General features: G+C 67.1%; 17 protein-coding genes and 1 other RNA gene. 16 read left to right on the top strand and 2 right to left on the bottom strand.

The genetic code is table 11. The annotated features are described in order from the left end of the window. The first annotated feature begins 174 nt into the window (after window positions 1-174). The 10 genes from ffs to U5798_RS27325 all read left to right on the top strand — a co-directional run bounded on the left by ffs (window position 175) and on the right by U5798_RS27325 (window position 9,740). Window positions 175-273, top strand: an RNA gene (gene ffs / locus U5798_RS27370) — signal recognition particle sRNA small type. A gap of 127 nt (window positions 274-400) precedes the next feature. Next, window positions 401-2,746 (top strand): DNA polymerase III subunit gamma/tau, encoded by a 2,346-nt coding sequence (locus U5798_RS27365; RefSeq protein WP_322083792.1) that lies wholly within the window; start codon window positions 401-403, stop codon window positions 2,744-2,746. A gap of 95 nt (window positions 2,747-2,841) precedes the next feature. Next, a complete protein-coding gene (locus U5798_RS27360; protein ID WP_014896896.1) occupies window positions 2,842-3,168 on the top strand; it encodes a YbaB/EbfC family nucleoid-associated protein in 327 nt (108 codons plus the stop codon). 31 nt (window positions 3,169-3,199) lie between these two features. After that, a complete protein-coding gene (gene recR / locus U5798_RS27355) occupies window positions 3,200-3,796 on the top strand; it encodes a recombination mediator RecR (RefSeq protein ID WP_006478665.1) in 597 nt (198 codons plus the stop codon). A gap of 48 nt (window positions 3,797-3,844) precedes the next feature. Continuing rightward, the gene (locus U5798_RS27350) at window positions 3,845-5,050 is read left to right on the top strand and encodes a CaiB/BaiF CoA transferase family protein (protein WP_006496407.1); all 1,206 of its coding nucleotides are present in this window, start codon (window positions 3,845-3,847) and stop codon (window positions 5,048-5,050) included. 226 nt (window positions 5,051-5,276) lie between these two features. Beyond that, entirely contained in the window at window positions 5,277-6,038 is a 762-nt protein-coding gene (gene surE / locus U5798_RS27345) for a 5'/3'-nucleotidase SurE (RefSeq protein ID WP_322083791.1), read from the top strand. Continuing rightward, window positions 6,035-6,967, top strand: coding sequence for a protein-L-isoaspartate(D-aspartate) O-methyltransferase (locus U5798_RS27340; RefSeq protein WP_322083790.1), 933 nt, complete (start codon window positions 6,035-6,037; stop codon window positions 6,965-6,967). Before surE ends, U5798_RS27340 begins: the two co-directional genes overlap by 4 nt. A 5-nt stretch (window positions 6,968-6,972) precedes the next feature. Next, window positions 6,973-7,860, top strand: coding sequence for a peptidoglycan DD-metalloendopeptidase family protein (locus U5798_RS27335; protein ID WP_322083789.1), 888 nt, complete (start codon window positions 6,973-6,975; stop codon window positions 7,858-7,860). Between the two features lie 11 nt (window positions 7,861-7,871). Continuing rightward, window positions 7,872-8,960: an RNA polymerase sigma factor RpoS gene (gene rpoS / locus U5798_RS27330; protein ID WP_124450261.1), complete on the top strand. Its 1,089-nt coding sequence runs from the start codon at window positions 7,872-7,874 to the stop codon at window positions 8,958-8,960. Window positions 8,961-8,963: 3 nt separating this feature from the next. Beyond that, window positions 8,964-9,740, top strand: a complete 777-nt coding sequence (locus U5798_RS27325; protein WP_322083788.1) for a 3'-5' exonuclease — start codon at window positions 8,964-8,966, stop codon at window positions 9,738-9,740. 30 nt (window positions 9,741-9,770) lie between these two features. On the opposite strand, the gene U5798_RS27320 is transcribed toward U5798_RS27325, so the two are convergent. Then, the gene (locus U5798_RS27320) at window positions 9,771-10,625 is read right to left on the bottom strand and encodes an endonuclease/exonuclease/phosphatase family protein (protein WP_322083787.1); all 855 of its coding nucleotides are present in this window, start codon (window positions 10,623-10,625) and stop codon (window positions 9,771-9,773) included. Window positions 10,626-10,845: 220 nt separating this feature from the next. Between U5798_RS27320 and rlmD the strand changes: the two genes are divergently transcribed. Then, a complete protein-coding gene (gene rlmD / locus U5798_RS27315) occupies window positions 10,846-12,243 on the top strand; it encodes a 23S rRNA (uracil(1939)-C(5))-methyltransferase RlmD (RefSeq protein ID WP_322083786.1) in 1,398 nt (465 codons plus the stop codon). 63 nt (window positions 12,244-12,306) lie between these two features. On the opposite strand, the gene U5798_RS27310 is transcribed toward rlmD, so the two are convergent. After that, the gene (locus U5798_RS27310; RefSeq protein WP_006484459.1) at window positions 12,307-13,005 is read right to left on the bottom strand and encodes a Bax inhibitor-1/YccA family protein; all 699 of its coding nucleotides are present in this window, start codon (window positions 13,003-13,005) and stop codon (window positions 12,307-12,309) included. Window positions 13,006-13,254: 249 nt separating this feature from the next. On the opposite strand from U5798_RS27310, the gene ndk reads away from it, so the two are divergent. The 5 genes from ndk (at window position 13,255) to hisS (ending at window position 18,836) form a co-directional block, all read left to right on the top strand. Beyond that, window positions 13,255-13,680, top strand: a complete 426-nt coding sequence (gene ndk / locus U5798_RS27305; protein WP_011352265.1) for a nucleoside-diphosphate kinase — start codon at window positions 13,255-13,257, stop codon at window positions 13,678-13,680. 55 nt (window positions 13,681-13,735) lie between these two features. Continuing rightward, the gene (rlmN, locus tag U5798_RS27300; protein WP_011549686.1) at window positions 13,736-14,875 is read left to right on the top strand and encodes a 23S rRNA (adenine(2503)-C(2))-methyltransferase RlmN; all 1,140 of its coding nucleotides are present in this window, start codon (window positions 13,736-13,738) and stop codon (window positions 14,873-14,875) included. Between the two features lie 164 nt (window positions 14,876-15,039). Beyond that, window positions 15,040-16,059 (top strand): helix-turn-helix domain-containing protein, encoded by a 1,020-nt coding sequence (locus tag U5798_RS27295; protein ID WP_124450252.1) that lies wholly within the window; start codon window positions 15,040-15,042, stop codon window positions 16,057-16,059. A gap of 112 nt (window positions 16,060-16,171) precedes the next feature. Further along, window positions 16,172-17,476, top strand: coding sequence for a flavodoxin-dependent (E)-4-hydroxy-3-methylbut-2-enyl-diphosphate synthase (gene ispG / locus U5798_RS27290; RefSeq protein ID WP_322083785.1), 1,305 nt, complete (start codon window positions 16,172-16,174; stop codon window positions 17,474-17,476). 19 nt (window positions 17,477-17,495) lie between these two features. After that, window positions 17,496-18,836 (top strand): histidine--tRNA ligase, encoded by a 1,341-nt coding sequence (gene hisS / locus U5798_RS27285; RefSeq protein ID WP_124450250.1) that lies wholly within the window; start codon window positions 17,496-17,498, stop codon window positions 18,834-18,836. The last annotated feature ends 1 nt before the right edge of the window (window position 18,837 follow it).

Genomic DNA, 18,837 nt, shown 5'->3' with positions numbered 1-18,837 from the left:
ACGACGCGACGTTCGACCGTTGTGCCATGCAGGTGGAGGCCGGCCTGCAAATTACAAGGGGCGGGCACGCATGCGCGTCGCGCGAACGGGCGGCGCGCCGGTTTGTCCGTCGATATGCGCATTGATGCGAACAAACGGTCGCATTCATCCGGAAGCGGTGATAGAATATGCCGTGACGGGCCTCCTCGCATGGTGGGGCGGTGAACCTGGTCAGGTCGGGAACGAAGCAGCCACAATCGTTTTCCGCCAGTGCCGAGGGTTGGGCTCGTCACCTTCCTTCTCGCCCCGTTCGTAGGGCGTTTTTTATTTCTGCATCACACTCCGCTCGACCCGCACCTTGCCCGTTCTCCGCACCGTTTCGCGTGTCGGCGCGACGCAGCGTTACTGATACAATTTCCCGATGACCTATCAAGTTCTCGCACGCAAGTGGCGTCCGAAGGATTTCGCTTCGCTCGTCGGCCAGGAGCACGTCGTCAGGGCGCTCACGCACGCGCTCGACGGCGGGCGTCTCCATCACGCCTATCTGTTTACCGGAACCCGCGGTGTCGGCAAGACGACGCTGTCGCGGATCTTCGCCAAGGCACTCAACTGTGAAACCGGCGTCACGTCGCAGCCGTGCGGCGTGTGTCGCGCCTGTCGCGAGATCGACGAGGGCCGTTTCGTCGATTACGTCGAGATGGATGCCGCGAGCAACCGCGGCGTCGACGAGATGGCCGCGCTGCTCGAGCGCGCGGTGTACGCGCCCGTCGATGCGCGCTTCAAGGTCTACATGATCGACGAAGTGCACATGCTGACGAACCACGCGTTCAACGCGATGCTGAAGACGCTCGAAGAGCCGCCGCCGCACGTCAAGTTCATCCTCGCGACGACCGATCCGCAGAAGATTCCCGTCACCGTGCTGTCGCGCTGCCTGCAGTTCAACCTGAAGCAGATGCCGGCCGGGCACATCGTGTCGCATCTCGAGCGGATCCTCGGCGAAGAGCGGATCACGTTCGAGCCGCAGGCGCTGCGCCTGCTCGCGCGCGCGGCGCAGGGCAGCATGCGCGATGCGCTGTCGCTCACCGACCAGGCGATCGCCTATTCGGCGAACGAAGTGACCGAATCGGCCGTGTCGGGCATGCTCGGCGCGCTCGACCAGACTTACATGGTGCGCCTGCTCGACGCGCTCGCGGCCGGCAGCGGCCCCGAAATCCTCGCGATCGCCGACGAAATGTCGCTGCGCAGCCTGTCGTTCTCGACCGCGCTGCAGGATCTCGCGAGCCTGCTGCACCGGATCGCATGGGCGCAGTTCGCCCCGGGATCGGTACTCGACGAGTGGCCGGAAGCAGCCGACCTGCGCCGCTTCGCGGAGACGCTGAGCCCCGAACAGGTGCAGCTGTTCTATCAGATCGCGACGGTCGGCCGCGCGGAACTCGGTCTCGCGCCGGACGAGTACGCCGGTTTCACGATGACGCTGCTGCGGATGCTCGCGTTCGAGCCGGCCGTTGCCGCCGGCAGTGCGCCGGGCGGTCAGCCGTCCGTGCCGCGTGCCGTGCCGGCTCCGCGCGCTGCCGCGGCATCGGCCGCCGCGGCGAAGCCGGTAGCGGCTGCGCCCGTCGAGGCGGCGCGTCCGCAGGCGACCGCACCTGCCGTGCGTTCGGCGCCTGCCCGATCCGACGACGAAGCCAGCCCGCCGGCCGCGAACCCGGCTGCCATTCAGGCGCCTGAGCCGGTGCCGGCTGACGCACCCGTCGTCGACACGCCGCAGCCGGCAGCGGATGCCGCGCAGCAGGCAGCGCCGGCAGGCGACCTGCCGCGGCCTGCCCGCAACGAACCCGAGCCGCCCGCGGCGGCTGCTGCGGTTGCGCCGCGGATCGAAGAACCTGCGGCACCGGCCGCACCGGTGCCGCGCGCTGCGCCGCCGGAGCCGGCTGCACGTCCGGCCGCGCGCGCCGGCGGCGCCGCTGCCGCGCTCGACGTGCTGCGCAATGCCGGGATGCGCGTGTCGTCCGATCGCGGGCGCGCAGGCGCGGCGCCGAAGCCGGCGGCCCAGCCGGTCGCCGAGAAGCCGGCCGCACCGCGTCCCGCCGTGCAGGTGCCGGCGCCGCGGGCTGCGGCCCGTGCGCCGCAGGCTGCCGATTCGCGCCAGGCGTCGCCGCCGTGGGAAGACATTTCGCCCGACGACTACGTGCCGCTCAGCGCCGACGAAATGTTCGGCGGCCCCGACGACGGCTTCGTGCCGGTGTTCGACAGCGGTCCCGACGATGTGCGCGTGACGCCGAAGCCGGTGGAAGCGCGTCCGTCCGCACCGGTCGACTCGCGCCCGTTGCCGCCCGCGATCGCGCTGGATCCGGTCGGTTTCGACGGCGAATGGCCGGCGCTGGCCGCGCGGTTGCCGCTGAAGGGCGTCGCGTACCAGCTCGCATTCAACAGCGAACTGACGGCCGTCGATGCGACCACCCTGAAGCTGTCGGTGCCGGTGCCGCAGTACGCGGACGCCGCCCAGGTGGCGAAGCTGAAGGCGGCGCTGGCCGACGCACTCGGCAAGCCGGTCGAGGTGGCCGTCGAGGTCGGGCCTGCACGGCGCACCGCGGCGGCGCTCGATGCGGCCGCGCGCGCGGCGCGCCAGCGCGAGGCCGAGCAGGAGATTCACGGCGATCCGTTCGTCCAGCAGCTCGTGCGCGACTTCGGTGCGCGCATCGTCGAGGGTTCGGTCCGTCCGCTCGCCGATTCGGCGCCGGACGGCGTGCCGCCGACGCTGCATTGAACTGACCGCCCCGCGACAGGCACAATCACGCCCCGCACACTTTGGCCGGCACGCGCCGCGTGCCGGTTTTCACACGATCAAGAAGGAGTATTCCCATGTTGAAAGGCAACCTCGCCGGACTGATGAAGCAAGCGCAGCAAATGCAGGAAAACATGAAGAAGATGCAGGAGCAGCTTGCGCTGATCGAAGTCGAAGGGCAGTCGGGCGCCGGCCTCGTCAAGGTGACGATGACGTGCCGCAACGAAGTGCGCCGCGTCGCGATCGACCCGAGCCTGCTCGCGGACGACAAGGACATGCTCGAGGATCTCGTCGCCGCAGCGTTCAACGACGCCGTGCGCAAGGCCGAGGCGACGTCGCAGGAAAAGATGAGCGGCATGACCTCGGGCCTGCCGCTGCCCCCGGGCTTCAAGCTGCCGTTCTGAGCGCAGCGTCCTTGCCACTGTTTGCCGCCGTATGAAACAGCCGTCCGCCCTGTCCGCTCTCGTCGAAGCGTTGCGCGTGCTGCCCGGCGTCGGGCCGAAATCCGCGCAGCGCATGGCGGTCCACCTGATGCAGCACGACCGCGAGGGCGCGGAGCGGCTTGGCCGGTCGCTGCTGTTCGCGACCGAGCACCTGCAGCATTGCGAAAAGTGCAACACGTTCACCGAAGCGCAGATCTGCGAGGTCTGCAGCGACGAGGAGCGTGATCCGACGCTGCTGTGCGTCGTCGAGACGCCTGCCGACCAGATCATGCTCGAACAGACGATGACGTACCGCGGGCTGTATTTCGTGTTGATGGGGCGATTGAGCCCGCTCGACGGGATCGGCCCGAAGGAAATCCATTTCGACCGGCTCGTGCGGCGCGCGTCCGACGGTGTCGTCAAGGAGGTCGTGCTCGCGACCAACTTCACGAACGAGGGCGAAGCCACCGCGCATTACCTCGGCCAGACGCTGAAGGCGCGCGGCCTGGCGGTCACGCGCCTTGCGCGCGGCGTGCCGGTGGGCGGCGAACTCGAATACGTCGACGCGGGCACCATCGCCCGCGCGATGCTCGACCGCCGCACGATGTAAGCCGGGCGCCGCCGCTCGGCGGCGCCGTTCCTCATGCAAGGGAGACACATGAGCACCAGCCAGGGCCCGCTCGCGGGCGTCAAAGTGCTCGAATTCGGAACGCTGATCGCGGGGCCGTTCGCGTCGCGGCTGTTCGCCGAATTCGGCGCGGAAGTGATCAAGATCGAGGATCCGAACGGCGGCGACCCGCTGCGCAAGTGGCGCAAGCTCCACCCGGAGCAGGGCGGCACGTCGCTGTGGTGGTCCGTCCAGGCGCGCAACAAGAAATCGGTCACGCTGAACCTGAAAGCCGACGCCGGCAAGGCGATCGCGCGGCAGCTCGCGAGCGAGGCCGACATCGTGATCGAGAACTTCCGTCCCGGCCTGCTCGAGAAGCTCGGGCTCGGCTACGACGTGCTGTCGGCCGACAACCCGGGTCTCGTGATGGTGCGCCTGTCCGGCTACGGTCAGACGGGCCCGTATCGCGACCGGCCCGGCTTCGGCGCGATCGCCGAATCGATGGGCGGGCTGCGCCACATCACCGGCTATCCCGATCTGCCGCCGCCGCGCATCGGCATCTCGATCGGCGACTCGATCGCCGCGCTGCACGGCGTGATCGGCGCGCTGATGGCGCTGCATCACCGCAAGGTCAACGGCGGCGCGGGGCAGGTGGTCGACGTTGCACTGTATGAAGCCGTCTTCAACATGATGGAAAGCGTGGTGCCCGAATATGGCGTGTACGGGATGGTGCGCGAGCGCACCGGCGCGTCGCTGCCGGGTATCGTGCCGTCGAATACCTATGCGTGCCGCGACGGCAGCATCGTGATCGGCGGCAACAGCGACCCGATCTTCAAGCGGCTGATGAAGGCGATCGAGCGCGACGACCTCGCCGACGATCCCGCGCTCGCACAAAACGACGGGCGCGTGCCGCGCACGCAGGAGATCGACGACGCGATCGCCGCATGGCTCGCGCCGCGCACGATCGACGAGGCGCTGGTCGTGCTCAATGCGGCCGACGTGCCGGCCGGGCGCATCTACAGCGCCGCCGACATGTTCACCGATCCGCAGTTTGTCGCCCGGCAGATGATCCAGCGTTTCAAGCTGGCCGACGGTACCGACATTCCGCTGCCGAACATCACGCCGAAGCTGTCGGACACGCCGGGCGAAACGCGCTGGCTCGGGCCCGAACTCGGCGAGCATACGGACGAGGTGCTGCGCGGCCTCGGCTACGACGCGCAGGCGATTGCCGCGCTGCGCGAAGCGGGCGCCATCTGAGGGCAGCGCTCGCGGACCCGTCGCTTCGCGCCAGGTCCGCGACGCAGGCATCCGCCGACGGGGCCGCTTTCGACGCGGGAAACCCGGCGCGGCATGGCGTTTTCCCGAGTGTGCAGAAGGCCGCCGCGCCATGCGGCGGCGCACCGTGCGCACCTGCGCGCACGCGTGCGTCCGCGCCCGCCGGACTGTCGCTCTCGCGCCATCTTTCCTCGGTTACAATCGCCGGATGCGAATCCTACTCAGCAACGACGACGGCTACCTCGCCCCCGGTCTCGCCGCGCTCAGCGAAGCGCTGCAGCCGTTGGGCGAGCTCACGGTGATCGCGCCCGAGCAGAACTGCAGCGGCGCGTCGAATTCCCTCACGCTGTCGCGGCCGCTGTCGGTGCAGCGTGCGGCGGGTACGGGTTTCTTCTACGTGAACGGCACGCCGACCGATTCGGTGCACGTCGCGTTGACGGGGATGGCTGATGCGAAGCCGGATCTCGTCGTTTCCGGGATCAACAACGGCCAGAACATGGGCGAAGACACGCTCTATTCAGGGACAGTTGCGGCCGCCACCGAAGGCATCATGTTCGGCGTGCCGGCCATCGCATTCTCGCTGGCCGACAAGGGCTGGGCCCATCTGGCGGACGCCGCGCGCGTCGCCGCGGAGATCGTCGAGCACTACCTCGCGCATCCGCTGCCGGGCAACCCGCTGCTGAACGTCAATATTCCGAACCTGCCGTACGACGAGCTGAAGGGCTGGAAGGTCACGCGGCTCGGCAAGCGTCATCCGTCGCAGCCGGTGATTCGCCAGACCGACCCGCGCGGCGAGCCGATCTACTGGATCGGCGCGACGGGCGCGGCGCTCGATGCGAGCGACGGCACCGATTTCCACGCCGTCGCAAACGGTTTCGTGTCGATCACGCCGCTGCAGCTCGATCTCACGCATACGCAGATGCTGCCCGCGACGCGCGAATGGGCGCGCGCCGGAGGGCGGGCTTCATGAGCGGCGAGCGCGCGAAGCGGTTCCCGCTCGCGCTCGAAGATCTCAAGCGAGCGCCACGCAAATCGGAAGGTCGGGCCGGTGAACGCCATGCGGCGGTCGCGGTGTCGAAGGCTGCCGACAAGCCCGCTGCCGTGCTGAAACCGGTTGCGGTGAAGCCGGCCGTCGTGCGTGCGCCGCTACCCGGCAGCGTCGCCGCGAAGCCTGCAACTGCGCCGAAGCCGACGGCGCTTAAGCCCGCGATGCCGAAACCGGCTGCGCCGAGCGTCGCGCCGGCCGGCGCGTTCGCGCTCACGTCGGAACGCGTGCGCGAGCGGATGGTCGAACGACTGCGCGCGAACGGCGTGACCGACGCGCGCGTGCTGGACGCAATGGCCGCGGTGCCGCGCCACCTGTTCGTGGATCCGGGGCTCGCGACGCAGGCCTACGAGGATTCGGCGCTGCCGATCGGCCACCAGCAAACCATTTCCAAGCCGTCGGTTGTCGCGCGCATGATCGAGCTCGCGATGGCCGGCCGCACACTCGAGCGCGTCCTCGAGATCGGCACGGGTTGCGGCTATCAGGCCGCCGTGCTGAGCCACGTGGCACGCGACGTGTATTCGATTGAACGCATCAAGCCGCTCTATGAGCGCGCGAAGCTGAACCTGCGGCCGCTACGCGTGCCGAACATCCGTCTGCACTACGGCGACGGGCGTATCGGCCTGCCGTCCGCGGCCCCGTTCGACGCGATCGTGATCGCGGCGGCGGGGCTCGACGTGCCGCAGGCGCTGCTCGAGCAGCTCGCGATCGGCGGGCGGCTCGTCGCGCCGGTCGGCGCGCAGAGCGGGCAGCACCAGGTGCTCACGCTCGTCGAGCGCGTCGCGCACACGCAATGGCGAGAGTCACGGCTTGATCGCGTTTTCTTTGTCCCTTTAAAATCCGGAGTGATTTGAAACCGATGAGTATGTTGCGCGCGATGCAAAACAACCGATCCAGGGAACCGCTCACGCTCGCCCAGCGCGCGATCTGTGTGGCTGCGTTCTCCACGCTACTGGCCGCCTGTGCGACGCGGCTCGACAACGCGCCTGTCGTCGATCGCTCCGGCTCGCTCGGCACGACCGGTACCGCGCAGCCCGCGGCGCCGTTGCCGCCGGCGCCGCCGGGTTACTACCGGGTGAAGCCGGGCGACACGCTGTACCGGATCGCACTCGAGAACGGGCAGAACTATCGCGACATCGCGGCGTGGAACAATCTGGCGAACCCGAATCAAATCGAAGTCGACCAGCTGCTGCGCGTTTCGCCGCAGGCCGGTGCCGCCGTCGCGGGTACGCAGGCCGCCGCGCCGATCGCGGGCGCCGCCGTAGCGACCGCGCCGCTGAGCAGCGGCCCTGCAACGCCGGCTGCCGGTACGTCGTCGTCGAGCGCGACGCCGCCTGCCGCGGCAGCCGCATCGAGCGATACGGCTGCCGCGCCGAGCGGCCCCGTGACGTTCGCCTGGCCTGCGCGCGGCCCTGTGCTGAACGGGTTCGACGACGCGAAGAACAAGGGTGTCAACATCGGCGGCACGGCCGGCGAAACCGTGAAGGCGGCGGCCGACGGTCGCGTCGTCTACTCCGGTAACGGCCTGCGCGGCTACGGCAACCTCATTATCATCAAACACGATGCAACTTACCTCACGGCGTATGCACACAATCGCGCTTTGATGGTAAAAGAGGGGGACGCGGTAACGAAGGGGCAGAAGATCGCCGAGATGGGTAACAGCGATGCCGACCGCGTGATGCTGCATTTCGAGGTTCGCCGGCAGGGTAAGCCTGTCGATCCGCTGAAGTATTTGCCGCCTCAATAACCGAGACGACCATGCCGAAATCGAAGCGCCACGAGCCGCAAGCCGAATCTGAGAAGATCAGTCGTGCCACGCAAGCATCGGTGGGGCGAACGGGTGCTTCGACGGACGACGAGGACGATATCGCGGACAACGAACGCGATATCGAGGCACGCGACTCGGAGGCCGACGGCGGCGACGACGAGCGCGAAGGCCGCTCGGAAGCGGTGCCCGACGTCGACGATTTCCGCACGATACTGCAGGCCGAGCTCACGGCCGACACGATCCAGCATTACCTGAACCGAATCAGCGTGAAGCCGTTGCTGACCGTCGAGGAGGAGCAGCGCTATTCCCGCCTGGCGAAGGCTGGCGAATTCGAGGCGCGGCAGGTGATGATCGAGCGCAACCTGCGTCTCGTCGTCAGTATCGCGAAGGGGTATCTGAACCGCGGCGTGCCGCTGCTCGACCTGATCGAGGAAGGCAACCTCGGCCTGATGCACGCGATCGAGAAGTTCGACCCGACGCGCGGGTTCCGTTTCTCGACCTATGCGACATGGTGGATCCGGCAGAGCATCGAGCGGGCGATCATGAACCAGGCCCGCACGGTGCGCTTGCCCGTGCACGTGATCCGCGAACTGAACCAGGTGTTGCGCGCGAAGCGCCACCTCGAAAAGAATTCGATGTCGACGGGCGAGGCGGCCGAGCGCCGCGAAGCCAGCATCGACGACATCGCCTATCTCACCGGCAAGACCGCCGAGGAAGTCACCGACATCCTCGCGCTCAACGAGCACACGGCGTCGCTCGACGCGCCGCTCGACCTCGATCCCGCGAGCAGCCTGCTCGACCTGCTGCCCGACGACCAGAGCCAGTCGCCCGACGCCGAGGTGCAGCACCGCGAGCTCGAAACGCTGACGCGCGCGTGGCTGTCGCGGCTGTCCGACAAGCATCGGCACGTGATCGAGCGCCGCTTCGGCCTGAATCACATCGAACCGGCGACGCTCGAGGAGCTCGCCGACGAGATGGGGCTCACGCGCGAGCGCGTGCGGCAGATCCAGCAGGAAGCGCTGGTGCGCCTCAAGCGGTTCTTTGCCTCCAACGGCGTGCGCAAGGACGCCGTTCTGTAACTGATGACACCGATTCTCGTTTTTGACATCGAGACGATTCCCGATGTCGACGGCATTCGCCGTCTGGAAGACCTGCCCGCGACGCTCGACGATGCCGCGGTGGCCGAACATGCGTTCGCCGCGCGCCGCGAGAAGACCGGCAGCGATTTCCTGCCGCATCACCTGCAGCGGATCGCGGCGATCTCGTGCGTGTTCCGCGACAACACCGGTTTTCGCGTGCGTTCGCTCGGCACGCCGCAGGACAACGAAGCGACGCTGATCCAGTCGTTCTATCGCGTGATCGAGAAATACACGCCGCAGCTCGTGTCGTGGAACGGCGGCGGCTTCGATCTGCCGGTGCTGCACTACCGCGCGCTCGTGCACGGCATCCCCGCGACCCGTTACTGGGATCTCGGCGAGGACGACCGCGAATTCAAGTGGAACAACTACATCTCGCGCTATCACTCGCGGCATACCGACCTGATGGACGTGCTCGCGATGTACCAGGCGCGTGCGAACGCGCCGCTCGACGCGCTGGCGAAGCTGTGCGGCTTCCCGGGCAAGCTCGGGATGGACGGCAGCCAGGTGTGGCCGGCGTTCCGGGATGGCCGGATCGACGAAATCCGCAACTATTGCGAAACCGACGTCGTCAACACCTACCTGCTGTACTGCCGGTTCCAGTTGATGCGCGGCGGTCTGACGCCGAGCGAGTACGCGGACGAGATCCTGATCGTGAAGAACGCGCTCGCGCTGGAGCCGGCGCCGCACTGGGCCGAATACCTGGCCGGCTTCGACGTGTAACACGGGCGGCCCGCGCCGCAACCGGCGCGATCATGCCAGTTCGAGCAGCACCGGCTGGTGATCGGATGCGCGCACGTCGCTGTCGATCTCGCAATGCATGACGCGCGGCAGCAGCGTCTCGGTCACGAACACGAAGTCGCACGCGAGCGGCCCTTCCGACCATTGCGCCGTATCGTAGACGCCGGCTGTCGGTGGTGGCATGCGGCCCGGGTGTTGTGCGACCCACGCGTCGGCGAAGCGCGGCGCGTCCGCGATCGGGGCCAGGAAGCGCCGGTATGCGTCGCTGTCGAACGCACTGTTGAAGTCGCCGCAGACGATCGCATCGCGCGGCTGGCCGGTCGCGCTGAACGGTCCCTCGGTCGTCTCGGCGGGCGCCGGGCGTTCCGCGTGCGCGCAGGCCTCGCGATGGCGGTCGCGCAGTGCATCGACCTGCGCGAGCCGCTGGCGCGCCGAATAATATTCCAGATGGGTGGTCGCGACGCGCAGCGGGCCGAAGGGTGCCAGCAGTTCGACGTCGAGCGCGACGCGCGGCATCGACGGCGCACCGGCGTCGGCCGGCCACGGCAGCAGCTGGCGCAGTACGCGTCCGACCGGCAGCCGCGTCGCGATCGCATTGCCGAACTGGCGGCGCGGTGCGCCCCGTTCGATCGCCGGCAGGTCGGCGCCGATCGCTTCGACGATCGTGTAGCCGGGCAGCAGCGCCGCGAGTTCGGCGAACTGGTCGGGGCCGGGGCGGCCGGGCAGCGCGCCGAAGCCGCGCGTGACCTCCTGCAGGCACAGCACGTCGAATTCGCCGAGCCGCTGGATCGTCGAGACGGTACGGGACAGGTCGACGATGCCGTCCGCGTCCCGACCCCATTGAATATTCCAGTCGATCAGTCGCATGGTTGAATCTCCTGACGGATGGATGTCGGGCTTCAGGCTGGCGCCGACGCGTTCCGCGGCCTGGCGAGGCAGTCGGCCCCGTGAGCGGGCTGCGCAGCCGTTTCGACTCCACGCGGGGCCGTCCATCATCAAGTATCGGCGGTTGCGCCATCCAAAGCAGGCGATACGGGCCTGCGTCGTCTACAATCTCGCCTTCTTCAACGTTTGTCAGGAAAAGCTGGTGTCCGAAGCCGTCCCCACTTCTGCGCGCAAATCGAAAAATGCGCCCGTCGCGCCCGGGCCCGCCCCGGTTCTCGAGATCGAATCGCTCGACATGGAAGCGCGCGGTGTCGGCCGCACGATCACCGAGGACGGCGAGCCGGGCAAGGTCATCTTCGTCGAAGGCGCGCTGCCGGGCGAACGCGTGACCTATTCGAGCTACCGCCGCAAGCCGAGCTACGAGCAGGCGACGGTTGTCGACATCCTGCGCCCGAGCGTGATGCGCACGGAGCCGAAATGCAAGTTCTTCGGGACCTGCGGCGGCTGCTCGATGCAGCACCTCGACATGCGCGCGCAGGTGGCCGTCAAGCAGCGCGTGCTCGAGGACAACCTGTGGCACCTGGCGAAGCTGCGCGCGGAAACGATGTTCGCGCCGATCCACGGCCCGTCGTGGGGCTATCGCTATCGTGCGCGCCTGACCGTGCGCAACGTGGCGAAAAAGGGCGGCGTTCTGGTCGGCTTCCACGAGAAGAAGAGCAGCTATGTTGCCGACATGACGAGCTGCGAAGTGCTGCCGCCGCACGTGTCGGCGATGCTCGTGCCGCTGCGCCGGCTCGTTGAAGGGCTGTCGATCCGTAACCGGATGCCGCAGATCGAGCTGGCGGTCGGCTCGGAAGTCACCGCGCTCGTGCTGCGCGTGCTGGAGCCGATCAACGCGGACGACGAAGCGCTGCTGCGCGCGTTCGCCGACGAGCACAAGGTGCAGTTCTGGCTGCAGCCGAAGGGCCCGGACACGGTGACGCCGTTCTATCCGCTCGACGTGTCGCTCGACTACACGCTGCCGGAATTCGGCATCCGCATGCCGTTCAAGCCGACCGACTTCACGCAGGTCAACCACCAGATCAACCGCGTGCTGGTGGGGCGCGCGCTGCGCCTGCTCGCGCCGTCGCGCGACGACCGCGTGCTCGACCTGTTCTGCGGGATCGGCAACTTCACGCTGCCGCTCGCGCGGCTGTCGCGCGAAGTGATGGGCATCGAGGGCAGCGACACGCTGACGACGCGCGCGCTGGCGAATGCGCGCGAAAACGGTGTCGACGGCCACACGACGTTCGCGTGCCGGAACCTGTTCGAGGTGACGGGCGACGACCTCCGCGCGCTTGGCGCCTTCGACAAGTTCCTGATCGACCCGCCGCGCGAAGGCGCGCTCGCGGTGTCGAAGGCGCTGGCGGAGATCGCGCAGAGCGGCGAAGGCCCGCTGCCGAAGCGGATCGTCTACGTGTCGTGCAACCCGTCGACGCTCGCACGCGACGCGGGCCTGCTCGTGCACGAGGCCGGCTACCGGCTGAAGGGCGCCGGTGTCGTCAACATGTTCCCGAATACGTCGCACGTCGAATCGATCGCGCTGTTCGAGCGCGACTGAGCCGGGCCGCGGGCGTAAAAAAACCGGCCCGCGGGCCGGTTTTTTCATGATGCGCCGTGAACGTCAGTTGCGGTTGCCGCCGAAGATGCCGAGCAGGGCAAGCAGGTTCGTGAACACGTTGTACAGGTCGAGGTAGATCGCGAGCGTGGCCGAGATGTAGTTCGTCTCGCCGCCGTTCACGACGCGCTGGACGTCGAACAGCATGTAGGCCGAGAAGATCGCGATCGCGAGTACCGACACGGTGAGCATCAGCGCCGGCAGCTGCAGGAAGATGTTCGCGACCGACGCGAGCAGGATCACGATCACGCCCATGAACAGCCACTTGCCGAGACCCGAGAAATCGCGCTTGCTGACGGTGGCGATCGTCGCCATCGTGGCGAAGATGATGCCGGTGCCGCCGAACGCGAGCATGATCAGCGACGGGCCGTTGGAGAAGCCGAGGATGAAGCTCAGCAGCCGCGACAGCATCAGGCCCATGAAGAACGTGAAGCCGAGCAGCACGAACACGCCGGCCGCGCTGTTTTTCGTCCGCTCGATCGCGAACATGAAGCCGAACGCGATCGCGAAGAACGCGAGCAGGCTCATCATCGGGCTCGTGGCCGCGAACAGCGAGAAGCCCGTCGCGACACCGACCCAGGCACCCAGCACGGTCGGCACCATCGACAGCGCGAGCAGCCAGTACGTGTTCCGCAGCACGCGGTTGCGAACCTCGGCGGTGCTGACGGAGCCGCCGCGGCCGAAATTGTACGGATAGTCGTTCATGGTTTCTCCTAACATTGAACGCGTGAGCGTCCGGGGCCGGTTCGGCGCGCGCGGTGTGCGGCGCAGCAAACCGGAGCAGCTATGGCTAAGATACGTTCCGTGCCCGGAGGTTTCAATGGCCGGGCGGCACAAAACATAGGGATTCTGAACCTTTCACGTGTGTAAGGGTTCAATCGCAATGATACACGGGATCGTGCTACAATAGCGGATTCATTTGAACCTGTAACTTCTTAATTTTTTGGAGTTTTTATGGCAATCGAGCGCACCCTGTCGATCATCAAGCCGGATGCGGTGGCAAAGAACGTGATCGGCCAGATCTACAGCCGTTTCGAAGGCGCCGGCCTGAAGATCGTCGCATCGCGCATGGCGCACCTGTCGCGTGCCGACGCAGAGAAGTTCTACGCGGTTCACGCAGCACGTCCGTTCTTCAAGGACCTCGTCGATTTCATGATCTCGGGCCCGGTGATGATCCAGGTTCTGGAAGGTGAAGGCGCGATCCTGAAGAACCGCGACCTGATGGGCGCAACGGATCCGAAGAAGGCAGAAAAGGGCACGATCCGCGCCGATTTCGCCGACAGCATCGACGCGAACGCGGTGCACGGCTCGGACGCTGCAGAAACGGCAGCGGTCGAAGTCGCGTTCTTCTTCCCGGAAATGAACGTTTACTCGCGTTAAGCCCTGGCTGACAGCAAGTAGGCAGGATTCAGCGCACGCGGCAAGGCAGCACATCATGACGAGCGAAACTTCCGTCAATCTTCTCGACTTCGATGCCGAGGGTCTTGTCGCGTACTGCGGCAGCCTCGGCGAGAAGCCGTTCCGCGCCAAGCAGTTGCAGCGCTGGATCCACCAGTACAACGCCGGCGATTTCGACGGCATGACCGATCTCGCGAAGTCCCTGAGAGAAAAGCTCAAGGGCCGTGCGTCGATCGTGATGCCCGATATCGCCAGCGATCACGTTTCCACCGACGGCACGCGCAAGTGGCTGATCGACGTCGGAAACGGCAATGCGGTCGAAACCGTGTTCATCCCGGAAGAGACGCGCGGCACGCTGTGCGTGTCGTCGCAGGCCGGATGTGCGGTCAACTGCCGCTTCTGCTCGACGGGCAAGCAGGGTTTTTCCCGCAACCTGTCGACAGCCGAAATCATCGGCCAGCTCCGCATGGCCGAATTTGCGTTGCGAGCGTCGCTGGGCCGCGCGCCCGGCCCGAACGGCAAGGCCGAACGGGTCGTCACCAACGTGGTGATGATGGGCATGGGCGAGCCGCTCCTGAATTACAGTGCGGTCGTACCCGCGATGCGGCTGATGCTCGACGACAACGCGTACGGCCTGTCGCGCCGTCGCGTCACGCTGTCCACGTCCGGCGTGGTGCCGATGATGGACCGCCTCGGTGCCGAGTTGCCGGTCGCGCTGGCCGTTTCGCTGCACGCGCCGAACGACGCGCTGCGCGACGAGCTGGTGCCGCTCAACAAGAAGTATCCGCTTCGCGAGTTGATGGCTGCGTGTCAGCGCTATCTGAAAGTCGCGCCGCGCGATTTCATCACTTTCGAATACTGCATGCTGGACGGCGTCAACGACACCGAAGCACATGCACGCGAACTGCTGGCCGTCACGCGCGACGTGCCGTGCAAGTTCAATCTGATCCCGTTCAATCCGTTTCCGGAATCGGGCCTCATCCGCTCGAAGCCCGAGCAGATCAAGCGCTTCGCCCAGGTCCTCATCGACGCGGGTGTCGTCACGACCGTGCGCAAGACGCGCGGCGACGACATCGATGCCGCGTGCGGCCAGCTGGCCGGCGCGGTGAAGGACCGCACGCGCCTGGCGGAACGAACGGGCGCAGCAGGAAAAATCATCGAAGTTCGGGCAGTTTGACGGGGGCACCTGGCCGGGGACGCCCGAACCCTTTGGCGGTGCAGCACGCGAATAGCGATCGGTCGCGGCGCCTCGGCGCCGCGCATGGTATGGACAGTTGCGGGTGCCGGCCGGCGGGAGCCGGAGGCGCTCGCCAGTGAAGAAGAATCGACGCGAGGACAAGGATGAGTGAGCCGCAGCCGACAAACGGCGCAGAGACGAATGCCGCGAAACCGGCACCGGCGGGACTGGAATCGCTGGCTGCGGTCGGCAGCCGGCTGGCGCAGCTTCGGGAGACGAAAGGCTGGTCGGTCGACGACGTGTCGGCGCGACTCAAGGTCGCACCGCAGAAGCTGCGGGCGCTCGAGGCCGGCGACATCAGCCATTTGCCCGGCGTGACGTTCGCGCTCGGTGTCGTGCGCAGCTACGCGAAGATGCTCGGCGTCGATCCGGAACCGTTCGCGCAGGCATTGCGCCGTGAGCGCGGGGTGCCGGAAGTCGACCTGTCGATGCCCGCGTCGTCGGGCACGGATCTGCCGCGCGGCCGCGTGTCGATTCCGCTGGGCGGCTCGTCGCGCCATCATCCTTGGCTGTGGGGAACGGCAATCGTCGTCGTCGCGGTGGTCGCCGTACTGATGTGGCACACTGGCGGCGATTCGTCGAGCCTGCTCGCGCGCTTCAAGGGCAACGACGCGGAGCACGCGTCGGCGGCGAGCGCGCCGGCTGCGTCGGCGGCGTCTGTCGAGGAAGCCGCCGCGAGCGGCGCGTCGACCGTCACCGCCAATGAGGTTCCGGCCCCCGCGGCGGCATCGGCGGCCCCGCCGCAGGCGATTGCATCCGCTGTCCCGGCGCCCGTGGCGCCGGTCGCGACGGCCGCTGCATCGCAGCCGGTCGCGGCCACGACGGCAGCAAGCGCCGCCGCGCCGGCCCAGCCGGCGAGCGTCGTGGTGGCGGCAGGCCAGTCGATGGTCGAACTGAAGGTCAAGCAGGATTGCTGGTTCAGCGTGCGCGACAAGAATGGCAAGGAGCTGTTCTCGGCGCTGGTGCGGGCCGGCGAGACGAAGCAGGTCGCCGGCGACGGGCCGTTCAAGGTCACGATCGGCAACAAGGCAGGCCTCGACGCAGTCGCGTTCGACGGAAAACCTGTCGATCCGGCAAAATATTCGGCAGCGCGGGGTAATGTGGCACGGTTCACGTTGCCCTGACGTCAAGCGCCGTGACGAAGGCCTGTCGTCGCTATCGGCAGGCCGTGAGGGCACGGCGCTTTTTCAATTCGTGCGCCGCGCCGCGGCGCATTCCGCGTAAATGGATCTATCGATGCAATCCGAAGCTCAATCCCCACGCAGCAGTCAGATTTGTTCAACCGAGCCGGTGTTCGGCGGGCATCAGCCGCGCCGCGTATCGCATGCGGTGGATGTCCGCTGGGGCGGGCAACTCGTGACGATCGGCGGCGACGCGCCGGTGCGCGTGCAGTCGATGACGAATACCGACACGGCCGACGCGATCGGCACGGCGATCCAGATCAAGGAACTCGCGAACGCGGGCTCCGAACTGGTGCGCATCACGGTCAACACGCCCGAGGCCGCGGCCGCCGTGCCGGCGATCCGCGAGCAGCTCGACCGGATGGGCGTGACCGTGCCGCTCGTCGGCGATTTCCATTACAACGGCCACCTGCTGCTGCGCGATTACCCGGGCTGCGCGGAGGCGCTGTCGAAATACCGGATCAACCCCGGCAACGTCGGCCAGGGCGCGAAGCGCGACACGCAGTTCGCACTGATGATCGAGGCCGCGGCCAAGTACGACAAGGCCGTGCGAATCGGCGTGAACTGGGGCAGTCTCGACCAGGACCTGCTCGCGCGCATGATGGACGAGAACGGTGCGCGTTCGCAGCCGTGGGGCGCGCAAAGCGTGATGTACGAGGCACTGATCCAGTCGGCGATCAGCTCGGCCGAACGTGCGGTCGAACTCGGTCTCGGCCGCGACCGCATCGTGCTGTCGTGCAAGGTCAGCGGCGTGCAGGACCTGATCGCCGTGTACCGCGAGCTCGGCCGCCGCTGCGGCTTCGCGCTGCACCTCGGGCTGACCGAGGCCGGCATGGGCTCGAAGGGCATCGTCGCGTCGACGGCCGCGCTCGGCGTGCTGCTGCAGGAAGGGATCGGCGACACGATCCGCATCTCGCTGACGCCGGAACCGGGCGCGCCGCGCACCGGCGAAGTGATCGTCGGCCAGGAAATCCTGCAGACGATGGGCCTGCGCTCGTTCGCGCCGATGGTGATCGCGTGCCCGGGCTGCGGCCGCACGACGAGCACGCTGTTCCAGGAACTCGCGATGCAGATCCAGACCTACCTGCGCGAGCAGATGCCGGTCTGGCGCAAGGAATATCCGGGCGTCGAGAAGATGAACGTCGCGGTAATGGGCTGCATCGTCAACGGCCCGGGCGAATCGAAGCACGCGAACATCGGCATCAGCCTGCCGGGTTCGGGCGAGAACCCGGCCGCGCCCGTCTTCATCGACGGCGAGAAGGTCAAGACACTGCGCGGCGAGCGGATCGCCGAGGAATTCCAGCAGATCGTCAGCGACTACGTCGCACGCAATTACGGCCGCACCGAGGCCCTGAACTAATTCGTCCATACACAGAACGATGACTGAACAGAAACGCAAGATCGAGAAGCTCACCGGCGTCAAAGGCATGAACGACATCCTTCCGCAGGATGCCGGCCTGTGGGAATTCTTCGAAGCTACCGTGAAATCGCTGCTGCGCGCGTACGGCTACCAGAACATCCGCACGCCGATCGTCGAACACACGCAGCTTTTCACGCGCGGCATCGGTGAAGTCACCGACATCGTCGAGAAGGAGATGTACAGCTTCACCGACGCGCTGAACGGCGAAAACCTGACGATGCGCCCGGAAAACACCGCGGCCGTCGTGCGCGCGTCGATCGAGCACAACATGCTGTACGACGGCCCGAAGCGCCTGTGGTACATCGGCCCGATGTTCCGTCACGAGCGTCCGCAGCGCGGCCGCTATCGCCAGTTCCACCAGGTCGGCGTCGAGGCGCTCGGCTTTGCGGGCCCCGATGCGGATGCCGAGATCATCATGATGTGCCAGCGCCTGTGGGACGACCTCGGCCTGACCGGCATCAAGCTCGAGATCAACTCGCTCGGTCTCGCTGAAGAACGCGCCGCGCACCGCGTCGAGCTGATCAAGTATCTCGAACAGTTCGCCGACGTGCTCGACGAGGACGCCAAGCGCCGCCTGTATACGAACCCGCTGCGCGTGCTCGACACGAAGAATCCGGCGCTGCAGGAGATCGCGCAGAACGCGCCGAAGCTGATCGACTTCCTCGGCGACGAGTCGCGCGCGCACTTCGAAGGGCTGCAGCGCCTGCTGCTCGCGAACAACATCCCGTTCAAGATCAACCCGCGTCTCGTGCGCGGCCTCGATTACTACAACCTGACCGTGTTCGAGTGGGTGACCGACAAGCTCGGCGCGCAGGGCACGGTTGCAGCCGGCGGCCGCTACGATCCGCTGATCGAGCAGCTCGGCGGCAAGCCGACCGCCGCGTGCGGCTGGGCGATGGGCATCGAGCGCATCCTCGAGCTGCTGAAGGAGGAGGATCTCGCGCCCGAGCAGGAAGGCGTCGACGTGTACGTCGTGCACCAGGGCGAGACCGCGCGCGAACAGGCGTTCATCGCGGCCGAGCGCCTGCGCGATACGGGCCTCGACGTGATCTTCCACTGCAGCGCCGACGGCGCGACGGCAAGCTTCAAGTCGCAGATGAAGCGGGCCGACGCGAGCGGCGCCGCGTTTGCGGTGATCTTCGGCGAAGAAGAGGTCGCGAACGGCACGGTGGGCGTGAAAGCGCTGCGCGGTGCGGGCGCGGACGGGGAAAAGAACGTTCAGCAGACCGTACCGGTCGAAAGCTTGACCGAATTCCTAATCAATGCGATGGTTGCATCCGCCGAAGACGGCGACGACTGAT

The organism is Burkholderia sp. BCC1972, from assembly GCF_905339605.1.
In the GTDB taxonomy this organism is placed as follows: domain Bacteria; phylum Pseudomonadota; class Gammaproteobacteria; order Burkholderiales; family Burkholderiaceae; genus Burkholderia.
Note: the sequence above shows the minus strand (reverse complement) of the source record. Positions and strands in the feature narration are given on the sequence as shown.